The organism is Ornithinibacillus bavariensis (genome assembly GCF_050433565.1).
In the GTDB taxonomy this organism is placed as follows: domain Bacteria; phylum Bacillota; class Bacilli; order Bacillales; family Amphibacillaceae; genus Ornithinibacillus; species Ornithinibacillus bavariensis.
The window spans coordinates 23,061-42,676 of the sequence record NZ_JBNPWZ010000004.1 but is presented as its reverse complement, the minus strand read 5'-3'; the positions used below and the strand labels follow the sequence as shown (position 1 = coordinate 42,676).

The 19,616-nt window shown below is 36.2% G+C and carries 18 protein-coding genes and 2 other annotated features; of the genes, 6 read left to right on the top strand and 12 right to left on the bottom strand.

The features are described from left to right. Positions 1–57 precede the first annotated feature (57 nt). Both HNR27_RS08995 and HNR27_RS08990 read right to left on the bottom strand, forming a co-directional pair. Entirely contained in the window at positions 58–663 is a 606-nt protein-coding gene (locus HNR27_RS08995; protein ID WP_429339534.1) for a PspA/IM30 family protein, read from the bottom strand. Between the two features lie 237 nt (positions 664–900). Beyond that, entirely contained in the window at positions 901–1,773 is an 873-nt protein-coding gene (locus HNR27_RS08990; protein WP_429339533.1) for a TetR/AcrR family transcriptional regulator, read from the bottom strand. 153 nt (positions 1,774–1,926) lie between these two features. Here HNR27_RS08990 and HNR27_RS08985 point away from each other — a divergent pair, with 153 nt between their 5' ends. Both HNR27_RS08985 and sstT read left to right on the top strand, forming a co-directional pair. Beyond that, positions 1,927–3,432, top strand: coding sequence for a DHA2 family efflux MFS transporter permease subunit (locus HNR27_RS08985; RefSeq protein WP_429339532.1), 1,506 nt, complete (start codon positions 1,927–1,929; stop codon positions 3,430–3,432). 172 nt (positions 3,433–3,604) lie between these two features. Next, positions 3,605–3,821, top strand: a binding site (T-box leader). A gap of 27 nt (positions 3,822–3,848) precedes the next feature. Continuing rightward, positions 3,849–4,067: a binding site (T-box leader), on the top strand. Between the two features lie 128 nt (positions 4,068–4,195). Then, a complete protein-coding gene (sstT, locus tag HNR27_RS08980) occupies positions 4,196–5,434 on the top strand; it encodes a serine/threonine transporter SstT (RefSeq protein WP_429339531.1) in 1,239 nt (412 codons plus the stop codon). A 236-nt stretch (positions 5,435–5,670) separates the two neighbouring features. Here sstT and HNR27_RS08975 read toward each other — a convergent pair whose 3' ends face one another. The 4 genes from HNR27_RS08975 to HNR27_RS08960 are packed head-to-tail and all read right to left on the bottom strand — an operon-like array spanning position 5,671 to position 9,441. Continuing rightward, positions 5,671–6,678, bottom strand: coding sequence for a FecCD family ABC transporter permease (locus HNR27_RS08975; protein WP_429339530.1), 1,008 nt, complete (start codon positions 6,676–6,678; stop codon positions 5,671–5,673). Then, a complete protein-coding gene (locus HNR27_RS08970) occupies positions 6,675–7,679 on the bottom strand; it encodes a FecCD family ABC transporter permease (protein WP_429339529.1) in 1,005 nt (334 codons plus the stop codon). Before HNR27_RS08970 ends, HNR27_RS08975 begins: the two co-directional genes overlap by 4 nt. A gap of 51 nt (positions 7,680–7,730) precedes the next feature. Then, entirely contained in the window at positions 7,731–8,645 is a 915-nt protein-coding gene (locus tag HNR27_RS08965) for an iron-hydroxamate ABC transporter substrate-binding protein (RefSeq protein WP_429339528.1), read from the bottom strand. Continuing rightward, entirely contained in the window at positions 8,596–9,441 is an 846-nt protein-coding gene (locus HNR27_RS08960; protein ID WP_429339527.1) for an ABC transporter ATP-binding protein, read from the bottom strand. The genes HNR27_RS08965 and HNR27_RS08960 overlap by 50 nt, the downstream gene beginning before the upstream one ends. A 161-nt stretch (positions 9,442–9,602) precedes the next feature. Between HNR27_RS08960 and HNR27_RS08955 the strand changes: the two genes are divergently transcribed. Both HNR27_RS08955 and HNR27_RS08950 read left to right on the top strand, forming a co-directional pair. Next, positions 9,603–10,652 carry an NAD(P)/FAD-dependent oxidoreductase gene (locus HNR27_RS08955; RefSeq protein WP_429339526.1) on the top strand — a complete coding sequence of 350 codons (1,050 nt, stop codon included), beginning with the start codon at positions 9,603–9,605 and terminating at the stop codon, positions 10,650–10,652. Positions 10,653–10,887: 235 nt separating this feature from the next. Next, complete coding sequence (locus HNR27_RS08950; protein ID WP_429339525.1) at positions 10,888–12,597, top strand: serine hydrolase domain-containing protein; 1,710 nt, start codon at positions 10,888–10,890, stop codon at positions 12,595–12,597. 156 nt (positions 12,598–12,753) lie between these two features. On the opposite strand, the gene HNR27_RS08945 is transcribed toward HNR27_RS08950, so the two are convergent. The 5 genes from HNR27_RS08945 to HNR27_RS08925 all read right to left on the bottom strand — a co-directional run bounded on the left by HNR27_RS08945 (position 12,754) and on the right by HNR27_RS08925 (position 16,016). Further along, positions 12,754–13,503 carry an ABC transporter permease gene (locus tag HNR27_RS08945; RefSeq protein WP_429339524.1) on the bottom strand — a complete coding sequence of 250 codons (750 nt, stop codon included), beginning with the start codon at positions 13,501–13,503 and terminating at the stop codon, positions 12,754–12,756. After that, positions 13,504–14,265, bottom strand: a complete 762-nt coding sequence (locus HNR27_RS08940; protein ID WP_429339523.1) for an ABC transporter ATP-binding protein — start codon at positions 14,263–14,265, stop codon at positions 13,504–13,506. It lies immediately after the preceding gene. A gap of 170 nt (positions 14,266–14,435) precedes the next feature. Beyond that, positions 14,436–14,777, bottom strand: coding sequence for a DUF1048 domain-containing protein (locus tag HNR27_RS08935; RefSeq protein WP_429339522.1), 342 nt, complete (start codon positions 14,775–14,777; stop codon positions 14,436–14,438). 66 nt (positions 14,778–14,843) lie between these two features. Next, positions 14,844–15,164, bottom strand: coding sequence for a PadR family transcriptional regulator (locus tag HNR27_RS08930; RefSeq protein WP_429339521.1), 321 nt, complete (start codon positions 15,162–15,164; stop codon positions 14,844–14,846). Between the two features lie 345 nt (positions 15,165–15,509). Beyond that, positions 15,510–16,016, bottom strand: a complete 507-nt coding sequence (locus tag HNR27_RS08925; protein WP_429339520.1) for a hypothetical protein — start codon at positions 16,014–16,016, stop codon at positions 15,510–15,512. Between the two features lie 538 nt (positions 16,017–16,554). On the opposite strand from HNR27_RS08925, the gene HNR27_RS08920 reads away from it, so the two are divergent. Both HNR27_RS08920 and HNR27_RS08915 read left to right on the top strand, forming a co-directional pair. Continuing rightward, positions 16,555–17,238 (top strand): Ltp family lipoprotein, encoded by a 684-nt coding sequence (locus HNR27_RS08920; protein WP_429339519.1) that lies wholly within the window; start codon positions 16,555–16,557, stop codon positions 17,236–17,238. 1,148 nt (positions 17,239–18,386) lie between these two features. Then, complete coding sequence (locus HNR27_RS08915; protein ID WP_429339518.1) at positions 18,387–18,722, top strand: YjgN family protein; 336 nt, start codon at positions 18,387–18,389, stop codon at positions 18,720–18,722. Positions 18,723–19,016: 294 nt separating this feature from the next. Here HNR27_RS08915 and HNR27_RS08910 read toward each other — a convergent pair whose 3' ends face one another. Beyond that, positions 19,017–19,616: a class II aldolase/adducin family protein gene (locus HNR27_RS08910; protein WP_429339517.1), complete on the bottom strand. Its 600-nt coding sequence runs from the start codon at positions 19,614–19,616 to the stop codon at positions 19,017–19,019.

Below are 19,616 nucleotides of genomic sequence, written 5' to 3'. Positions count from 1 at the left end.
TTATTTTTTTATCCTTTTCATATCATCTATTTCCTTATTTATATGAACACTGTTATCTTATTTTGATGAAATTCTTTCTATATCATCATCTAATCCTCTTTTTAGTTGTTCAATTGCTTCCGCCTCTGCTAGCGCCCGTTCTGCCTTTTCCTCTAATTGATCAAAGGCTGTTAAACGAACGTTTGATTGAGATGGTCCGAGCTCATTCATCCGCTGCTTGCTCTTAGCTTCTGTCAGACGACCAACTAGAATGTCCCGACGTTCAGAAAGCCCATTAAAATCCTGTCGGAGCTTTTCTTGTACTAGCTTCATTTGTTCTACATGAACTGTCGCTACCTCATATTGTGCTTTTAGTTCCTGTGACCGCGACTTAAAATTTAATTTCTCTTCTAAAAAATGCCTTGCTTTTCCCTCGTCACCGGATTCTAATGCTTTAACCGCATAGCGTTCCATCTTTTCCATCTCAGAAATACATTGATCTAATTCTCTTTTAACCCGTTTGCAATTTGCTTCAATGGCGCCATATTCCGCCTTCGCTTCTCTTAAATCTCGCTCTATTTCCCTTAATGATTGATTAACTATTAGTTCCGGATCCTCTGCCTCACTTATTCTTGCATGAATATTACTAGCCAAAATGGTCCGAACTCGCTTCAAAATACCCATTTCTCCACCACCTAACGAAATTAAATCATACTATATATACGCAATGCTTTGGTAAAAGGTTTCAAAGGGTGATTGCTATTAATATACTAGTGTTTTGTTTATTTATATATTAAAAAGGTAATTAGCAGAACAAATAGGTTACATGGCATTCATCTGTTTTAGTGTTAAAGCAAAAGTATTCCATAATATTAGAAAAAGCTTCCCAATCACTACTATTATCAGACTGGGAAGCTTCTTTTATATCAATTTTATATAATACCAAACCATATAGGTTAAAGCGTCTATTTGTGTTTTCATGGGTGACTGCTCGAAGGATTCCTTTAACGGATTCAATAGTGCTTGAACAACACTTTTACGAATTCTATCTCTTTGTAGCTCTGTTAATATTGTATCAAAAAAATCCTTTTGTTCGATTGTAAACTCTTCCTGTTTTCCAATATCATCTGCCAACGCCAAGATTTCTTCTAATGTAACTACTTTATCCTCAATCTTGGAGCGTAGAAAATCAAGCGCAGAATAATTTAATAGCTGTGATTTCTTTTCCATCATTTGCGGAATAATTTTTTCAATATAGGAAAATAATACACTAACAACCTCATCCAATGAACGAGTAGAATTAGAAATTCTCATAACTAGAAGAATGGTATAAAGCATTCCAAGGAACAGAATAGCGGCTTCAAAGGCAAAAGGCCTAATCTGTTCACCGTATACTTCAACAATTCGTTCCGAAATCCATTCTGCTTCATATATTCGATGCTGAAAGACGTACTTTTTTAATTCAGGATCGTTTGAACTTAAAATTTTCTCAAATAGCTCATTAATATTTCTCTCTTCATTCAAACGATTAACAATGGAAATTTGTTCAATTAAAACTTTACGATCTTCTTTGTCTTTCCCGAGCTCTAATTCTTTTCGTAATTGGCTCATATCGTAACGTACATCTTCTAGGATTTCTACAATACAATCGTTCTTCGTTGCAAAATAATTATAAAAAGTTCCCTTTGATATTTTCGCATGATCAATGATATCCTGAATAGAAGTTTGTTGAATACCCTTATCGACAAATAATTTAAATGCAACATCAGCTACATGTCTTTTCCGCTTATTCATAAGTCCTCCTAATACACTACCCCTTTTGGAAAAGTATAAAATTGTTCCTCTAAAATAGCAATCGTTTATACTTCAAGTATAAAATTATTGATTTTATTAGACACATAGTTTAAAATCTTTTAGGTGATATTAAATTATAGAGGGGGATATGGAATGAATGCAACTTTAAATGAACAAAAAAAACCTCCATATATTATGTTAGTTGTTTTATTTGTAGGAGCATTTGTATCTTTTTTAAATAACTCATTACTAAACGTCGCGCTACCGACAATCATGACTGACTTAAAGGTAGAATATACAACCGTTCAGTGGCTTGCGACTGGTTATATGTTGGTAAGCGGAGTGCTAGTTCCGGCATCCGCATTTTTAATTGTACGCTTTACAAACAGGCAATTGTTTATTACGTCAATGGCGATTTTTACAATTGGGACAGCCATGTCTGCAATCGCCCCAAACTTTGCCATCTTATTAATTGGACGTATGATCCAGGCAGCAGGTTCTTCTGTCATGGGACCATTATTAATGAACATTATGCTAGTTAGCTTCCCACGTGAAAAACGTGGTGCTGCAATGGGTGTGTTTGGATTAGTTATGATTACAGCACCTGCCATTGGACCAACCTTATCTGGTTATATTGTACAATATTATGATTGGCGTTTTCTTTTCGAAATGATCTTACCGCTTGCGGTTATTTCGCTTATTTTGGCTATTTGGAAAGCTGAAAATGTCATGGATAGATTCAAAAATGCAACCATTGATTATTTATCTGTAATTCTATCTACCATCGGATTCGGTGGCTTATTATACGGTGTAAGTTCTGTAAGCTCAGATGGCTGGACTGATCCTATCGTTTTAACAACATTAATTGTTGGTGCAATTGCACTAGCTTTATTCATTGTTCGTCAATTAGTAATTGAAAAGCCACTATTAGATTTACGTGTTTATAAATATCCTATGTTTGCATTAGCTTCTATCATTTCCGTTGTTAATGCAATGGCAATGTTTTCTGGAATGATTTTAACACCTGCATATGTACAGGATGTACGTGGAATTTCACCACTTGATTCTGGATTAATGATGTTACCAGGTGCAGTTGTGATGGGTATCATGTCACCGATTACTGGTAAATTATTTGATAAATTTGGACCAAAGATGTTAGGTATCATTGGACTTACCATTACAGCTATTTCCACATATATGCTATCCGAACTACAAATTGATTCTAGCTATACCTATATCATTTCGGTATATACGCTTCGGATGTTTGGTATGTCCATGGTAATGATGCCTATTATGACAAATGGATTAAATCAGTTACCAACACGATTAAACCCGCATGGAACTGCAGTTAACAACACTGCCCAACAGGTTTCTGGTTCAATCGGTACAGCCATTTTCGTTACCATCATGAGTAATGTTGCTACCTCAAAAGGTGAAAGCTTAATGGCTAAGGTGGATCCTACTACGTTAACCGAAGAGTCAGTTGCTGTAATGGGTCATAAAGCATTATTAGCAGGAATCCAGTATTCCTTCTTTATTGCGGTTATCGTGAATATTGTTGCTTTGATTTTAGTATTCTTCATTAAGCGTGTTGATGTTAGCGGTGAAGCTGCTGAAAAGTTGGACGGTGGAAATGAAGGAAGTCTAGCAAGGGAATAATATCCAGGCATAAGCTTCTTACTTCATAACTAATAATGGGGCTACCAACAATAGTTTATAACATTGTTGGTAGCCCCATTCTCTTTATCTTTTAAAATAACAAGAAATACTATTGAAATATCGAACCAGATGATATATCATAAATAATAATTTACTTAATCATTTAACTTTTTAAAAGGCAATGAAGAGGACATGGGTTACTTTTTCAGTTTACAGAGAGGGAAGAATTTGCTGGAATCTTCCTAAACATAAGAAGTAGCTTACCGCCTTGGAGCTGTATTAGGGAATATAGTATCTAATACCGTGATGCTGCGTTAATGCATTGGAGCCATATGTCATTACATATGGGAAGTTGGGTGGAACCACGGGTTAACACACTCGTCCCTTTTATAGGGATTAGTGTGTTTTTTTATATGTTAAAAGCGATGAAAAGGACATGAATTATTTTTCTTATTTCACAGAGAGGGAAGATTAGCTGAGAACTTCCTAAACAAAGGAAAATAATTTACCACCTTGGAGCTGTATTAGGGAATATAGTATCTAATACCGTTATGCTACGTTAATGCATTGAAGCCATATGTCGTTACGTATGGGAAGTTGGGTGGAACCACGGGTTAAACATACTCGTCCCTTTTATAGGGATTAGTATGTTTTTTTATTTATATAAATATAGTATTAGAAAGTGAGGGATGTGATTAACTAACACACTATAATTTCTAAGTAGTTTGGTTTTTAAATAATATGATCGACGGAGGGGATTAACATGAAAAATGGATTACGAAAATGGAATCAAATAAGCATTGTAAAGCGAATTCTTTTAGGTTTAGCAATTGGAATTATTTTAGCTCTAACACTACCTAATGGTGCAAAATGGATTTCTATTTTTGGTGATTTATTCGTAGGTGCATTAAAGGCAATTGCACCAATTTTAGTATTTTTCCTAGTCATCCATGCCATCTCTAATCATAAAAAGGGAAATAAAACAAACATGAAGTCCATTATTTTCTTATATGCAATTGGGACTTTTCTAGCTGGTCTTGTAGGAGTTGTTGCAAGCTTTGTTTTCCCAGTTTCATTATCTCTTACCACAGGAGCAGAAGATCTAACGCCACCAAGTGGTATTGTAGAGGTTTTAGAAAAACTACTTTATAATATTGTCGACAATCCAGTAAATGCCCTAATGAACGCAAATTATATCGGTATCTTAACATGGGCAATTTTACTTGGAATTGCATTAAGGAGTGCAAAGGAAACGACAAAAAATGTGTTGGAAAATTTCTCTAATGCGATATCGTTATTAGTAAAGTGGGTCATCAATTTAGCACCAATCGGAATTATGGGTCTTGTCTTTGATGCTATTGTAACGAGTGGACTTTCAACTCTAGTATACTATGGAAGGCTACTTTTAGTTCTCCTTGGATGTATGCTTTTTGTAGCCTTAGTTGTAAATCCATTAATTGTTTACGCAAATATTCGTAGAAATCCTTATCCACTAGTATTTACTTGTTTAAGAGAAAGTGGTATTACTGCATTCTTTACCCGTAGTTCTGCTGCAAATATTCCCGTAAATATGAGATTATGTGAAAAATTAAATTTAGATAAAAACACTTACTCTATCTCTATTCCTTTAGGAGGCACCATTAATATGGCTGGTGCAGCGATTACGATTTCTGTTCTTACTTTAGCCGCTGCACACACACTTAATATTGAAATAGACTTATTTACGGCAGTTATTCTTATCGTCCTTTCTGCCATATCTGCTGCAGGTGCATCTGGGGTTGCTGGTGGATCGCTATTACTTATTCCACTAGCTTGTAGTTTATTTGGTATATCTAATGATGTAGCAATGCAAGTGGTTGCAGTAGGCTTCATTATTGGCGTATTGCAGGACTCCTGTGAGACTGCACTTAACTCCTCTACAGATGTCTTATTTACAGCGACTGCTGAGTATGCTAAAAAACGAAAAGAAGAGTTAAATTCACATCAAACTGAAGCAATTTAAATTCATAATGTAGCGTAATGTATATGTAAAATAGCAGATTGGAGTAGTTTCTCAATCTGCTATTTTTTGTTATAAATTTTGAGCTAGAATTCCAAACTTATAACAATTATTTTACTTTTTTTGATGGATCTCACCATGTATGTACCTGAATTTCAAGTCACCAAGCTTCAACATCATGTGAACCATTTCCTAACAATAGATGAACGTATAGCATTTTCAAGCAATGTCCATCTATGCTATGCTCTCTTAATCAATAAATAGATAAAATAAGGAGCACCAATTATCGCAGTCATAATGCCTGCTGGAATCATTGTATCCATTATATTTCTACCAATGGTGTCAGCTAGTAGGAGTAATACCCCACCTAGAAGAGCAGTAATAGGAAGATAAAGTTGAGCACGTGGGCCAACTAATGCTTTAGCAATATGAGGAGCCAGTAGCCCAATAAAAGCAATTCCACCTGTTACCGATACCGTTGTCGCTGCTAAAGCTATGGCTATTATTAGTAATATGAATCGTTGTTTTTCAATGGAGATTCCAACTCCAGTAGCAACCGGCTCATTTAGGGAAAGCAAGTTCAACTGATTCGCTTTAAAAAATGTCCATGGTATCAAGATAATAACCCATGGCAGTAAAGCTACGATAAATGGCCAATCTGTGCCCCAAATATTACCTGCAAGCCATTGAGCAATAAAATCTACCTTAGCATGTTCGGCACCAGAAATAATGATAATCATTGCACCTGATAGTGCCATGGAAAAGGCTATCCCAATTAGCACTAATCGAATTGGTTGAAATCCTCTACCCTTTTTATATGAAAGAACATAAATCAGAATCGAAGTTATAAATGCGCCAAGAAAACCGAAAATAGGGATAAGAAAAACGAAATTTCCTGGTTCTAACGGTAAAAATAGAAAGCAAACAGCAACAGCTAGTCCTGCCCCAGCATTAATACCGATAATCCCTGGGTCGGCTAAATCATTCCTTGTGATCCCTTGTAAAATTGCACCTGAAATAGCTAGACCCATCCCTGCTAGAATCGTAATTAAAATTCTAGGTAATCGAACCTCAAACAGTACAAAATGCTCCTTAAAGGTCCCTTGACCAAAAAAAGTTGGAAGAATTCTATCAAAGGACACAGAGGAATAACCTACCCCCATTGCTATGATAGCAAGGACTATCATGGAAAGCAGAAGCAGCGCAATCATAATCCGTTGTTTTCTAATGATAGTTGGATGAATCATGAGAATGCTTTGCCCCCTTTATGTACGACGATTAAGAAGAACGGAAGACCTAAAAATGCTACAATAGCTGCGACTGGGGTCTCATAAGGTGCATGGATAGTACGACCCATCAGGTCTGCGAGCATCATAAATCCCGCTCCAGTTATTGCAGAAATAGGTAGAATAACTCGATAGTCTGTTCCCACTATTGCTCGAACAATATGGGGAATCATTAGTCCAAGAAAAACCATATTTCCCGCTAAGGCGACCGCTGATCCAGTTAATACAATAATTAAGATGAAAAGAATTACCTTTACTTTCATGATATTTTGCCCTAATCCAATTGCTACTTCCTCGTGTAAGCTTAGTATCGTAAGCTGGCGTGAAAAAAGTGTAGCTACAATAACCCCTACTAGAATAATAGGGACAATAATTTGTAGTTGGCTCCATGTTGTTCCAATCAGTCCACCAGCAGTCCACATTGAAATATCTTTAGAAAGTTTAAAATAAATGCCAATCGCATCTGCTATAGCGGTTAGAAATGCAGTTATAGCAGCACCTGCAAGCACAATTCGGAAGGGAGAAAATCCAGCTCTCTTCGTCGCACCTATCCCAAATACTAACCCAGCACCTAAACCTGCACCAATAAAACAAGCAACCATCATAGAAAAGTAATTTAATGCAGGAAAAAATGCCAGCCCTATAGCTAAGGCAAGGTTTGCCCCTGCAGTTAAACCTAAGAGGCCAGGATCAGCAAGTGGATTTCTCGTCAATCCTTGCATAATAGCTCCAGCTACTGATAGAGCTGCACCAACAAACATAGCCCCGATAACACGTGGAATACGTATCTCATGTAACATATTAGCGGTCTCGGATGAACCATTTGTCGTAAGGGATAACCAAATAGATTTCAAGCTAATGTCAGCTGCACCAAGAGCCAAGGACATACATAATGCACCTATAAAGCTAACCAATATTATCAACGTTTTATAAAATAAATGTCTTTTTCTCATAATCCTCATACTCTCTCTTAAGTGTAATAGAGAGGGACAACTTATGTTATCCCCTATACACTAGTTTTTTAGAAACGCCTTTTCAAAGGTTTCCAATTGATAGTCAAGTGTTAGAGGATCATTAAAGTAAAATTCATATGCATCAACTTCGATAACTTGATTCGTTTTAACAGCTGGAATATTTTTAAATGATTCAGACTCTAAATAGCTATTATCTTGATCGGAAAATTTACTAATTACCAAGTAATCGCCAGCATACTCAGGAATAACCTCCTGTGAGATAGCATAATAGCCTGGTTCAAGTGCAGTTTCTTTTACTTTTTCAGGCATTTCTAATTCCATCTCTTGATACAGAATTTCAGTTCCCCGACCCCAGTTATCACCATAAATATAGATTTGCTTATCGAAGCTTTCTAAAACAGAAACCGTAGTAGCTTCTCCAATTGTTTGACGAACTTTATCTCCTAAATCTGCTGCGCGTTTTTTGAAATCCTCAACCCATGCTGTAGCTTCTTTTTCTCTATTTAATAATTTACCAATCTCAATATGCTGCTGTAAGTAATCCACCTTACCATATGTAAACGTTACGGTAGGAGCTATTTCCTTTAATTTATCAATGTTCGTTATGTTGGATAATCCAATAATTAGATCAGGCTCTAATTCGATTATTTTTTCTAGATCATCACTAGAAACTTCTTCTACATCCTGTAATTTATCCTGAAAACGTGGATTCATTTTCGACCAGGAATCTACCCCTACAATATTGACATCTAATGCCATAACATTCCCTGCAAAAGAAGATAAAACTACAACACGCTGCGGATCTGCTGGCACTTTTACTGGTCCATTTTCAGATTGATAGGTTATCGTTTTTTCTTTCGCTTTTTCTTCTTTACTTCCCTCAGTAGATGTATTGCCACACCCACTAAGTATTGCTATGAACAATATGAGAACCAGTATGGAAACTTTCTTCATTCTCTTTCTCTCCCTTAATTAAGTTATACGTCATACATATTGGTTTTTTTGTTATGGGATCCTGACGAAGCACAGCATCAATTTGAAAGACTTCTTTAAGTACTTCCTTATTGATTACTTCATCACTGGGACCGGTTTTTACTACTTTTCCATCCTTTAATGCAATGATATAGTCCGCAAATCGCGCAGCTTGGTTAATATCGTGAAGAACCATAATGATTGATCGCCCTTGTTCCTGGTTTAATTGCTGCAAGAGTTCTAGGACCTCTAGTTGATGAGCCAAATCTAAATATGTAGTGGGTTCATCCAGAAAAATAATATCTGTTTCTTGTGCTAATGCCATCGCTATCCAAACACGCTGTCTTTGCCCACCTGATAATGAGTCAACTGTTTTATATTTATAATCAATTGTCCTTGTCCTCTCTAGTGCCCAATCTATCACCTCTAAATCCTTTTTAGTTAACCTGCCAAATCCCTTTTGATAAGGAAAGCGTCCATAGGAAACGAGTTCTCCAACTGTTAATCCAGCCGTCACTTCATTGGTTTGTGGAAGAATAGCCATCTTTTTCGCTAATTCCTTCGTATTCTCCTGTATAATGCTTTGGCCATCAAGGAGTATCGAACCATATTGATGTGGAATGATGCGAGTAATCGCTTTTAATAATGTTGATTTTCCACAACCATTCGAACCAATGATGGTTGTTATTTTCTTATCAGGTATCTGAATGGATAGATTTTTTACAATGATCCTTTCTCTATATCCAATAGAAACGTCTTCCACGTGTAAACGGGACATTACTTACCTCCACCTTCTATCTAAAATTGCTAAAAAACTATTGATAATGATTCTCATTGTCGCTTATAATGTCAATATAAATGAAAATGATTATCATTGTCAATAACTTATGTAAGAAAGGTTTTAAAATACTTGAAATGTACGGAGAGGAGCGTAGCCGTTTGTCTAATTACGATTGTTACGACATCACCATCATAGGTGGCGGGCCAGCAGGACTTTTTTCTGCTTTTTATAGTGGACTTAGGGAGATGAAGACGAAGATTATTGACTTCCAAACACAATTAGGAGGTAAAGTACATATCTATCCAGAAAAAACCATTTGGGATGTTGGGGGAATCACTCCTATTACTGGTGCAAAATTAATTAATCAGTTAGTAGAACAGGGACTAACATTTAACCCAAAGGTTGTTCTAAATGAAAAGGTTGTGTCGATTGAGAAAAACGATGCTATCTTTGAAATTCATGCAGCATCAGGTGCAGTGCACTATTCTAAAGCCATTATCATTGCTACAGGAAGTGGCATTTTAGAACCACAAAAGCTAAACATTCAAGGAGCAGACAGATTTGAGATAACGAACCTTCATTACACTGTGAAATCATTAAATCGATTTAGAAATAAAACAGTTTTAATATCAGGTGGGGGAAATACAGCTATAGACTGGGCTAATGAACTAGAACCAATTGCTAAAAAGGTATATATTACTTATCGAAAGGAACAACTAAATGGACACGAAGCAATGATCACCCAATTACTTAGCAGTTCAGTTGAGAATTTTTCCCATACCAAAATTTCAAATTTAATCGCTAGTAGTACACAAGATAGAATAGAGAGAGTCGAATTAGAAAATGGTATAACTGGCAAAAAATCCCTTGTAGAAGTAGATGATGTCATTATTAGTCATGGTTACGATCAAGACCTTACACTTTTTCAGAACAGCCCACTAAATATTAATTTAGTTGATAATTATTTCATTGAAGGAAATGAAATGGGTGAAACGAAAATAAAAGGTCTCTTTGTTGCCGGAGATATTTTAAAACATAAAGGAAAGGTTCATCTAATTGCTGGAGCCTTTCACGATGCAGCAAATGCCGTTAACAGAGCAAAGCAGTATATTGAACCAGAGGCTAGTGATGTGGCGATGGTTTCGTCACACAATGAAATTTTTCAAGAGCGAAATAAGAAACTAACCAAGAACTTGATAGAATCCTGATTTTCTAAAATTCTTAGATAAGCGTTAAGGCACGGACTATCCGTGCCTTAAACCAAACCGGGAACTAAGCCTATCCCCTCCTCCATTAGTCATTGATTGTTCATGTGATTCTAGTATTTTTTAATTCGTAAGTTGCATATACACGAAGTAATACTTCTACTATAATCAAAATATGTAAGCGCTACAAAGATACTCCACAGTCTATTAAATTTATGAAGGATTAAGGAGGATAAAAATGATTCGTAAACTAATGTACGGTTTGTTGTCTATTGTCCTATTCACGATGATTATATTCCATACTGAAATAACCATCGCCGAATCCAATTACTTTAATGGACCGATTATTGAAAAGAAAAATCAAAAGAAGTCATCCTTAAAAGCCCATCCGAAATTCTCATGGGGGACTCCAGGCCCTTCCTCACCTGTTCTACATCCCGGTTCAGTCAAGGGAGCGGGTATGGTGGAGGAACCATTATTAAATATAGATTCCATGATCGAATCTATGATTGATAGTGGAACATTTCCTGGGGCTGTAACCTTCGTTGCACGCCGTGGACATATTGTTCAGCATGAAGCATATGGTCATGCATACCTTTATGAGGATGACGAATTTACGGAAGCTGACAACAAAATCAAAATGAAAAAGGATACCATATTCGACCTTGCCTCGATTAGTAAAATTTTTACTACGACCGCAGCAATGAAGCTGTATGAAGATGGGTCTTTTAAACTTGATGATCCTGTTGCAAAACATCTTCCTGAATTCGCAATGAATGACAAAGAGAATGTAACGATTCGTCAATTAATGACCCATACATCCGGTTTTCCACCAAGCGCACCTGTCTATAACGTTGAAGGCGACAGAGAGGCGCGCCACCAATATGTTCTCCAGTATCCTCTCACAAATGAACCTGGTACTGTTTATACGTACAGCGATTTAAATATGATTACCTTAGGAATTTTGATTGAACGACTATCTGGTCAAAGGCTTGATCATTATGTGAAGGAGAACATCACAGATCCGCTTAACATGAAGGATACAATGTATAATCCACCAAAATCATTAAGATACAGAATTGCAGCAACAGAATATATGCCATGGACAGATAGAGGAATTGTTTGGGGACAAGTTCATGATGAAAAGGCATGGGCTCTTGACGGTGTTGCAGGACATGCTGGTGTCTTCTCCACCGCTAAGGACTTAGCAATTCTTGCACATATGTTTCTGAACGATGGTCGCTATGGTGGAAAACAACTATTGAAACCTGAAACGGTTAAACTACTCGTAGAAAATCAAATACCTGAATTCCCTGGTGATGATCATGGACTTGGGTGGGAATTATCACAAATGTGGTATATGGAAGGTTTATCGGAAGCAGCCTCACTTGGTCATACCGGTTATACAGGAACATCAATTGTTATCAACCAGAATAATGACACGATTGCCATATTGCTGACAAATCGTGTTCATCCAACAAGGAATACCGTTTCAACCAATCCAGCAAGACGGATGTTTGCAGAACTTGTTGCAGATGCCATTCCTGTTGCGATGCCAACTAAAAAAGCAGAAGCATGGTTCGCAGGCTATGGAGACCTTCTAAATCGGAATCTAACCGCAGAGGTGAATTTAAATACAGCAGCTACGCTTTCTTTTGACACATGGTATCGAACAGAACAAGACGCTGACTTTGGATTTGTAGAAGTAACAAGTGATGGGGAACATTGGCAACAGGTAATGGAGCCCTTTACTGGTACAAGCATCGATTGGCTTTCAAAAGAAGTGACGATTCCAGCTGGTACTACACATATCCGTTTCCGGTATAATACAGACACATATTATCATGGACGTGGTTGGTATGTAGACAATTTGAAGCTTACTAATTCTGCTAATAAAAAGCTACCTATAGATGTAGTCAGTGATGGCTGGACGAAACGTAATTATTAATATATACGAGAAATCTGTGTGTGGCATGTAACAAGTCTTAATTAAGAAAGGGATTCTCATTAACTTACTTACTCATTGAGAATCCCTTCCTTAAGATTTATGGACTTAATATAACTTCTGTTTGGTACAACCTGTACGGTTTTGGCATTCGTATACTTAGACGAACTGCCGTTTAAATAGTTTACTGGCGAAGTAATAAGATACGACCATAATACCAACACACCAAGCAAACGCAATCCAGAGATTGTTGTCAATAGACCCTTCATACAGAAGGGCACGGATTGAATTCACGATTGAAGTGACAGGCTGGTTCTCGGCAAATACACGGACGACTTTAGGCATGGTTTCTGTCGGTACAAAGGCTGAACTGATAAACGGCAGGAAAACCAGTGGATACGAGTAGGCTGTCGCCCCTTCCATAGATTTTGCGGTCAAGCCTGGAATGACCGATAGCCATGTTAGCGCTAAAGTAAATAATCCAAGTACTCCAGCAACTGAAAACCAATCTAGTAAATTAGCATTGGTACGGAAGCCGATCAAGAGTGCGACAAGAAAAACCACGATGACCGTAAGCGCATTTGAAACAAGTGAGGTCAACACATGAGCCCATAATACCGATGAGCGCTTGATAGGCATCGTAATGAAACGTGCCATCAGTCCACTCTGTACATCTGTAAATAGCCGAAGGGAAGTGTAACCAACACCAGTAGCGATAGCCATAAGCAGAATTCCCGGCAATAAATAATTGACATAATTGTCCGTGCCTGTTTCGATGGCCCCGCCAAATACGTAAACAAATAGTAACATCATCATAATCGGTGTAATCGCCACCGTAATAATTGTATCCGGGCTACGCATTATGTTCCGCATTAAACGACCTAATAATACCCCTGTCTTTCTCTTCATTTACATCTCCTCCTTTTTACTAATGATAGCTAGGAAAATTTCCTCCAATGTAGGCTGCTTCTCAATATATTCCACTTTTGCTGGTGGGAACATCGCTTTAAGCTCGGTAAGGGTCCCAGTAGTGATGATTTTTCCATCGTGCAGGATAGCGATACGGTCTGCTAGTTGTTCAGCCTCCTCCAGGTATTGGGTAGTAAGCAATATGGTCGTACCACTATCAGCAAGCTCCTTCACAGTATTCCATACTTCAATTCGAGCTTCTGGATCAAGTCCTGTTGTCGGTTCGTCGAGGAAAATGACTTCCGGCTTACCAATCAGACTCATGGCGATATCAAGCCGGCGCTTCATCCCCCCAGAATACTGGTCAGCTCGTCGATTAGCCGCATCGGTCAGGCTAAATTTTGTAAGCAAATTTTCTACAACTTGAGCGGGTTTAGAAACTCCCCTAAGCTTTGCAATCATCATTAGATTTTCCCGACCAGTAAGCATTCCGTCTAGAGCTGCGAATTGCCCTGTCAGGCTGATGCTCTGGCGAACCTGATCGGATTGGCGCTGAACGTCAAAGCTGCAAATACTTACTTCCCCACCATCAGGCTTCATCTGCGTTGAGAGGATATTCACTGTTGTTGTCTTGCCCGCTCCGTTCGATCCCAGCAGGGCGAAGATTTCACCCTGCCGTACCTCAAAGTCCACCCCTTTTAAGACTTCCTTGTCTTTAAAGGACTTCTTTAATCCTTTTACAGATATCGCTGTATTGCTCATACTATTCTCCTCCTTTTTTACATACACGTTGTATAGCTAGATTCCTTGCTTGCTATTCAGTCTGACTGGTAACCTGTATTACTTAGTACCACTGTAAAAATAAAACTGAATAACGAGGACACATTCCACATTTACAACTAGCTATTCAGTCAGTATTATCTATCGAGTTTTTACTTTTTTCTCAATCGATCCTGGATACTCTGATTCAAGTCTTCACGATACTTAGCGACATAGGTTTTAGCGTTTGCCACCAATTCGTCGGCAAAGGATGCCACATCATCTCCAGTAATATCTAGCACCTGTCTTCCTTCTGCCGCTCCTTCTTCAAACAAATCAATAAGTTCATATTGCATTTGCAGCATATCCATCCCGTTACCTGTAGCAAAATTCCACATGTAGTTTTGAATTTTCTTAAATACGAACTGGTAATCCTCTGGCAGAGCGTCCACCCTTGCCATCATCATTTTGTATTCTTTTTTATCACCGATCAATTTTTTGAACATCTCTAACATGTTATTTTTCCTCCTTTTATTAGCTGAATAAGTCATCGATAGTATCAGATGATATATCTTATGAAGCTACTTTGACCTTAAAATATTAATTTTTGATGATACAAAATCCCACTTTTTCCAAAATAACTCAAGTTCCTCGCGACCAGCCTCATTCAGGGTGTAAAACTTGCGAGGTGGCCCCATGTCTGATGGCTTTTTTTCTATATTTACCAGCTTCTTCTTTTCTAATCGTACAAGGATAGTATATACTGTCCCTTCCACGACTTCTGTGAATCCAAGCTCGTTTAGGCGACGAGTAATCTCGTAACCGTAGGTCTCACGGCGGCTGATGATCTCTAGCACGCAGCCTTCTAGGGAACCTTTGAGCATTTCAGTTAAATTCTCCATGTTTGGTGTCACCTCTATTTTGTATGACTTGTATGCAGTGTTACTTAGTACTAAGGTAAAATTTTACTTAATAGCTTTTGGGTAATCCCGCTATTAAGTACTACTTATTACAAGTATACTGTAACACTGAGTAGTGAGGGTGTCAACTGCTTTTCTTAATTTTTTTTGCAACCATACTTTCTGGGGGTGTTAGTAATACGATGCAGCCGTTTTCTTTCTTTAAAAAGAAGAATAGCCTCCCGCTAGTTATAAAGACTGCGGGAGGCTTCTTTTTACATCGACAAGTATTTTTTATCTTTTTAACATCTTGACAAAAAATAGCAGAAAGGATTTTTATTTTGGTTACTAATTAAAAATATAATTATCCGAAAATACTTTAGTACCTTTTATATTTATTGGAAGCTCTTTTACATGGAGATAATATTTTCCTTCATCTAAAGTAATTACCTCTTCAAGATTTTCATAGTTATTACCCATCTCAATGGTAATTTTCAGCTCCTGATAATCATCTTGAGGATTTTCACCATATACAATATAAAAGTTTTTAAATTGGTCATATTCCTGTCGATTATTCCCAAAGGAAACTAAAACCAAGTTGTCATTTTCTAATATCGCATAACCAATACCTTCTTTATTTTTAAACAAAGCAATTGAATATTTTTTGCCAAAATCCTTTTCCATTAAAATTTCTTCAACCTTGATTTGCTCCTCTTCATCTAAGGCACTAAATTTTTCAATTTCTGCTATTCGATCAGTATTTTTACTAGTTTCTGCTTTAGAGCTAGCACTAAAGTATGCAGCAATAAAAAATAAAGCAACCGCTAAAAAAGTAATTGTTACTATTTTTTTCAAAAGTATCACCTCTTCTCTTTAAGGAAACTTAAACCTATGAAAGGTAAATATTTACTTTAAGATCTAGAACCCTCAAAGTTTATGGTCGACCATATTAGTATTGTGGTTTCTTAATGAGGTTAATTTCCATATGTGGCTAAATAGTTGGGTAGTACATTTCAATATAGGATAACTATATAGTAAATGGATAAATTAATATCCGTTACATGCTGAATTGGGAGATATAAAGATATTTTAAAGAACAGAATACAGGTAGGGAATGATTCATAGAAGTAGTGGCTTTTCTAATCAAAACATGGATTACTATACTTAATACTCATAGTAGCAAATAGTTTAATAATGATAAAGTTTTTTCTTACTTTTCAGAAGAATTTGCACTAGTTAACAACAATGGTACAAATGCAAGGAACTTATAGTCAAACTTATATAAATAGGTTTATTGATTATAGGTTATCCATTGTTGTAAGAAAATTATTATTTTAGTTACAGTTTTATGATATAATCATATCTCGGAACAATCTTAAGGGGGAAAACAGAAATGGAAAAACAGAAAAAACCGTTTTATAAAAAATGGTGGGTTTGGCTAATTGCGATTATTATTATTGCTGTGGGTGTTAATGGCATCGATGGTGATGCAGACGCTAGCAAAAAAGAGACTAAGCCAGCTGTCACCGAAACAGCGAAAGATAAGAAAAAAGAGGACAAGGAACCTGAAAAGAAAAAAGAGGAACCAAAAAGTGAAGATACGAAAGAAGAGGATGACGTTCCAAAGGAATATACGTCTGCCTTGAAAAAAGCTGAATCGTACGCAAAGACAATGAACATGTCTAAAAGTGCTATTTTTGACCAATTAACATCAGAATATGGTGAGAAGTTTTCTACAGAAGCAGCCGAGTATGCAATGGGCAAGCTCGAATATGACTGGAAGGAAAACGCTTTGATAAAGGCTGAGACCTATTCCAAAACTATGCATATGTCAAAACAAGGAATTTATGAACAACTTATTTCAGAGCAAGGTGAAAAGTTCACTGAAGACGAAGCAAAGTACGCTATTGATAATATGAAAGCCGATTTTAAAGAAAACGCTTTGGAAAAAGCAAAGAGTTATCAGGAAACAATGAGTATGTCACCTGAAGCGATTAGAGACCAATTAACCTCTGAGTACGGTGAAAAGTTTACACAAGAAGAAGCTGATTACGCTATTGAGAATTTAAATAAATAAAATCGCAAACATGCCCTCACCTTTTTACTTGGTTGAGGGCTAACTACTATAAATTATTCTTAACTTTAGACGGTCTATTAATCTTGAGAAAACAGGAAAGTTCTCGAGTTATTCGATCTAATAAATTACATTATTATATCAGTATATGAGGACTTTGAAGAGGAGGATAATATGAAACTAATAAAATTGTCTAATCAACAAAGACTTGCAGTTATATTACCCGTGTTTTTTGTTACTATCATATTTTTATTATGTGCATGGAATTTTTTTATTACTAAAGAAGTTAGTTATCTGACAGAAAAATGCTATTCCGATGGTGGTTATCCAAATATACAATTATTTACTTTTGATTATTCCTTTTCTTGTGACTAAGAATATTAATACGATCTGTATGGAGGATATCATTAAAATAAAATTACTTTTTTATTTGATAAAAGAATTGAAAAGTGCGTGGAATAATAATCAACTCACCCGCTTTTCGTTTTTTTAAAATGTTCATTAAAAATCATTAAAAATTAGTCCATTACTTTTTATAGCATATCCTCCCCCTATCTAATAATCGAATATTCGATAGGTTAATAACCCTTCTAAGAAATGAAAAAGAAGCTTCCCAAATGTTCGCTGAACACCCCATTATTAGAAACATTATGTTAACATTTTATTTTCATCTTCAATAAAATCCTTATATATCAGTGAATCAAGCTACTTATTACAGCATGCATCCATTTGAAAACTTGTAAAAATTAAGAGATCTCTTATCTGACTCCTAAAAAGTTATAAAATATAAATAAATCCTATCTTAATAAATCAAGTATACCTATTTTAATTTGAACATTATTTTGGTACTATATAATAGACATACTTTTTTAAATTTTTAAACAATAATGAACATACTATAACTATAAATAAAATACGGTTTTAATTCTCATGTTTCAAGATAGTTCAGTTTTAAATAACAATAAACAGGTTGTTGAAGCTTCCAATATCTTTTACAATTAGATGATACTATCGAATAATTTTTATAATAAATAGCAAATTTTACAGTGCTTAATTTATGTTTCACGACCTCGCTAACAGGAGCAAAGGACAGCTAGAAGAGGTTTATAAATATATAAAGTTTAATAGAAGTCAAAAAAGGGGGAATAGAAATGACTACAGAAGTAATTCAAACTCACAAGGGAAGAACATCGTATTTTGATGGCGGTTTAGCACAGTATATTGGATGGAGTATATTAGGATTTCTTGTAACTGTTTGTACACTAGGAGTTTGCTTTCCATGGGCAGTAACTATGATTTACAGGTGGAAAATTAACCACACTGTAATTGAGGGTAAAAGAATGAATTTCAATGGATCTGCAATTGGACTTTTTGGTAACTGGATTAAATGGTGGATTTTAACTGTTATAACTATTGGAATCTATGGATTTTGGGTATTTATAAAACTAGAAGATTGGAAGGCCAAGCATACTACCTTTATGAATTAAAATAGGGTGTACATGAAGTCGTACACCCTATTTTATATGTGAAAACGGAACACATTTCCATTTTAATGACCGACTTGTATACATGTTGGACAAACATTTTAATGCGACATCAAAAGATAGTATGAATCTAATTACTATAGAAGACTATTATGATGCCATTTTGTATTTTGTAGATTAAAATTTTTAAAAACCTTACAAAGTGACCATACCCGATCGGTAATACATATTTAATCTTTTACCCATCGTAAAACGTACAAAAGGATTCAGTACCTATGGTACCGAATCCTTTAAAATTTATGAATTTATTAGGACAGCTTTTTCATTCCGAAGCTCCCATGCAATTCTAGCACTTTCTTCTAGTTCTTCTAGTACGTAGAAAGCAGAGATTAAATCCTGATCGCCTACAATAGGACCATGATTTTGCAATAGATAGCCATCACTATCATTCACACGTTCCTTGAATAATGAAAATAATTCCTCAGAACCCGGCTTCGCGTAAGGTACTAATCCTACTGTTCCGAGTTTCATTCGTAGATATGGTGTGTAGTTTGGAATAACATCTGTAACATTATCATGCTCCATACAAGACCATAGCGTTGAATAGAAACTATGGGTATGAAGTACCGACTTAATTCGAGAATCTTTTTCATAAAGAGCCATATGCAGTGGGAGTTCTTTACTAGGTTTGATCCCACTAATATGATTACCGTTTAAATCTACAACAGAAAAGCTGCTTTCTGTCAAATTACCAAAACAAGTACCGCTAGCTGTAATATAAATCTTATCCTCGTGCATAAAGCTTAAATTTGCAGATGATCCTGTTGCTTTATTTCTATCAAACAGGACTTTACCTACCCAAATCGCATCGTTCAGTTTTTGTTCAAAATTGGACAT

What these genes read in the sequence shown, in the direction of transcription:
- HNR27_RS08995 (WP_429339534.1), bottom strand. Translation starts at nt 663, where the DNA reads ATGGGTATTTTGAAGCGAGTTCGGACCATTTTGGCTAGTAATATTCAT.
- HNR27_RS08990 (WP_429339533.1), bottom strand. Translation starts at nt 1,773, where the DNA reads ATGAATAAGCGGAAAAGACATGTAGCTGATGTTGCATTTAAATTATTT.
- HNR27_RS08985 (WP_429339532.1), top strand. Translation starts at nt 1,927, where the DNA reads ATGAATGCAACTTTAAATGAACAAAAAAAACCTCCATATATTATGTTA.
- sstT (WP_429339531.1), top strand. Translation starts at nt 4,196, where the DNA reads ATGAAAAATGGATTACGAAAATGGAATCAAATAAGCATTGTAAAGCGA.
- HNR27_RS08975 (WP_429339530.1), bottom strand. Translation starts at nt 6,678, where the DNA reads ATGATTCATCCAACTATCATTAGAAAACAACGGATTATGATTGCGCTG.
- HNR27_RS08970 (WP_429339529.1), bottom strand. Translation starts at nt 7,679, where the DNA reads ATGAGGATTATGAGAAAAAGACATTTATTTTATAAAACGTTGATAATA.
- HNR27_RS08965 (WP_429339528.1), bottom strand. Translation starts at nt 8,645, where the DNA reads ATGAAGAAAGTTTCCATACTGGTTCTCATATTGTTCATAGCAATACTT.
- HNR27_RS08960 (WP_429339527.1), bottom strand. Translation starts at nt 9,441, where the DNA reads ATGTCCCGTTTACACGTGGAAGACGTTTCTATTGGATATAGAGAAAGG.
- HNR27_RS08950 (WP_429339525.1), top strand. Translation starts at nt 10,888, where the DNA reads ATGATTCGTAAACTAATGTACGGTTTGTTGTCTATTGTCCTATTCACG.
- HNR27_RS08945 (WP_429339524.1), bottom strand. Translation starts at nt 13,503, where the DNA reads ATGAAGAGAAAGACAGGGGTATTATTAGGTCGTTTAATGCGGAACATA.
- HNR27_RS08940 (WP_429339523.1), bottom strand. Translation starts at nt 14,265, where the DNA reads ATGAGCAATACAGCGATATCTGTAAAAGGATTAAAGAAGTCCTTTAAA.
- HNR27_RS08935 (WP_429339522.1), bottom strand. Translation starts at nt 14,777, where the DNA reads ATGTTAGAGATGTTCAAAAAATTGATCGGTGATAAAAAAGAATACAAA.
- HNR27_RS08930 (WP_429339521.1), bottom strand. Translation starts at nt 15,164, where the DNA reads ATGGAGAATTTAACTGAAATGCTCAAAGGTTCCCTAGAAGGCTGCGTG.
- HNR27_RS08920 (WP_429339519.1), top strand. Translation starts at nt 16,555, where the DNA reads ATGGAAAAACAGAAAAAACCGTTTTATAAAAAATGGTGGGTTTGGCTA.
- HNR27_RS08915 (WP_429339518.1), top strand. Translation starts at nt 18,387, where the DNA reads ATGACTACAGAAGTAATTCAAACTCACAAGGGAAGAACATCGTATTTT.
- HNR27_RS08910 (WP_429339517.1), bottom strand. Translation starts at nt 19,616, where the DNA reads ATGTCCAATTTTGAACAAAAACTGAACGATGCGATTTGGGTAGGTAAA.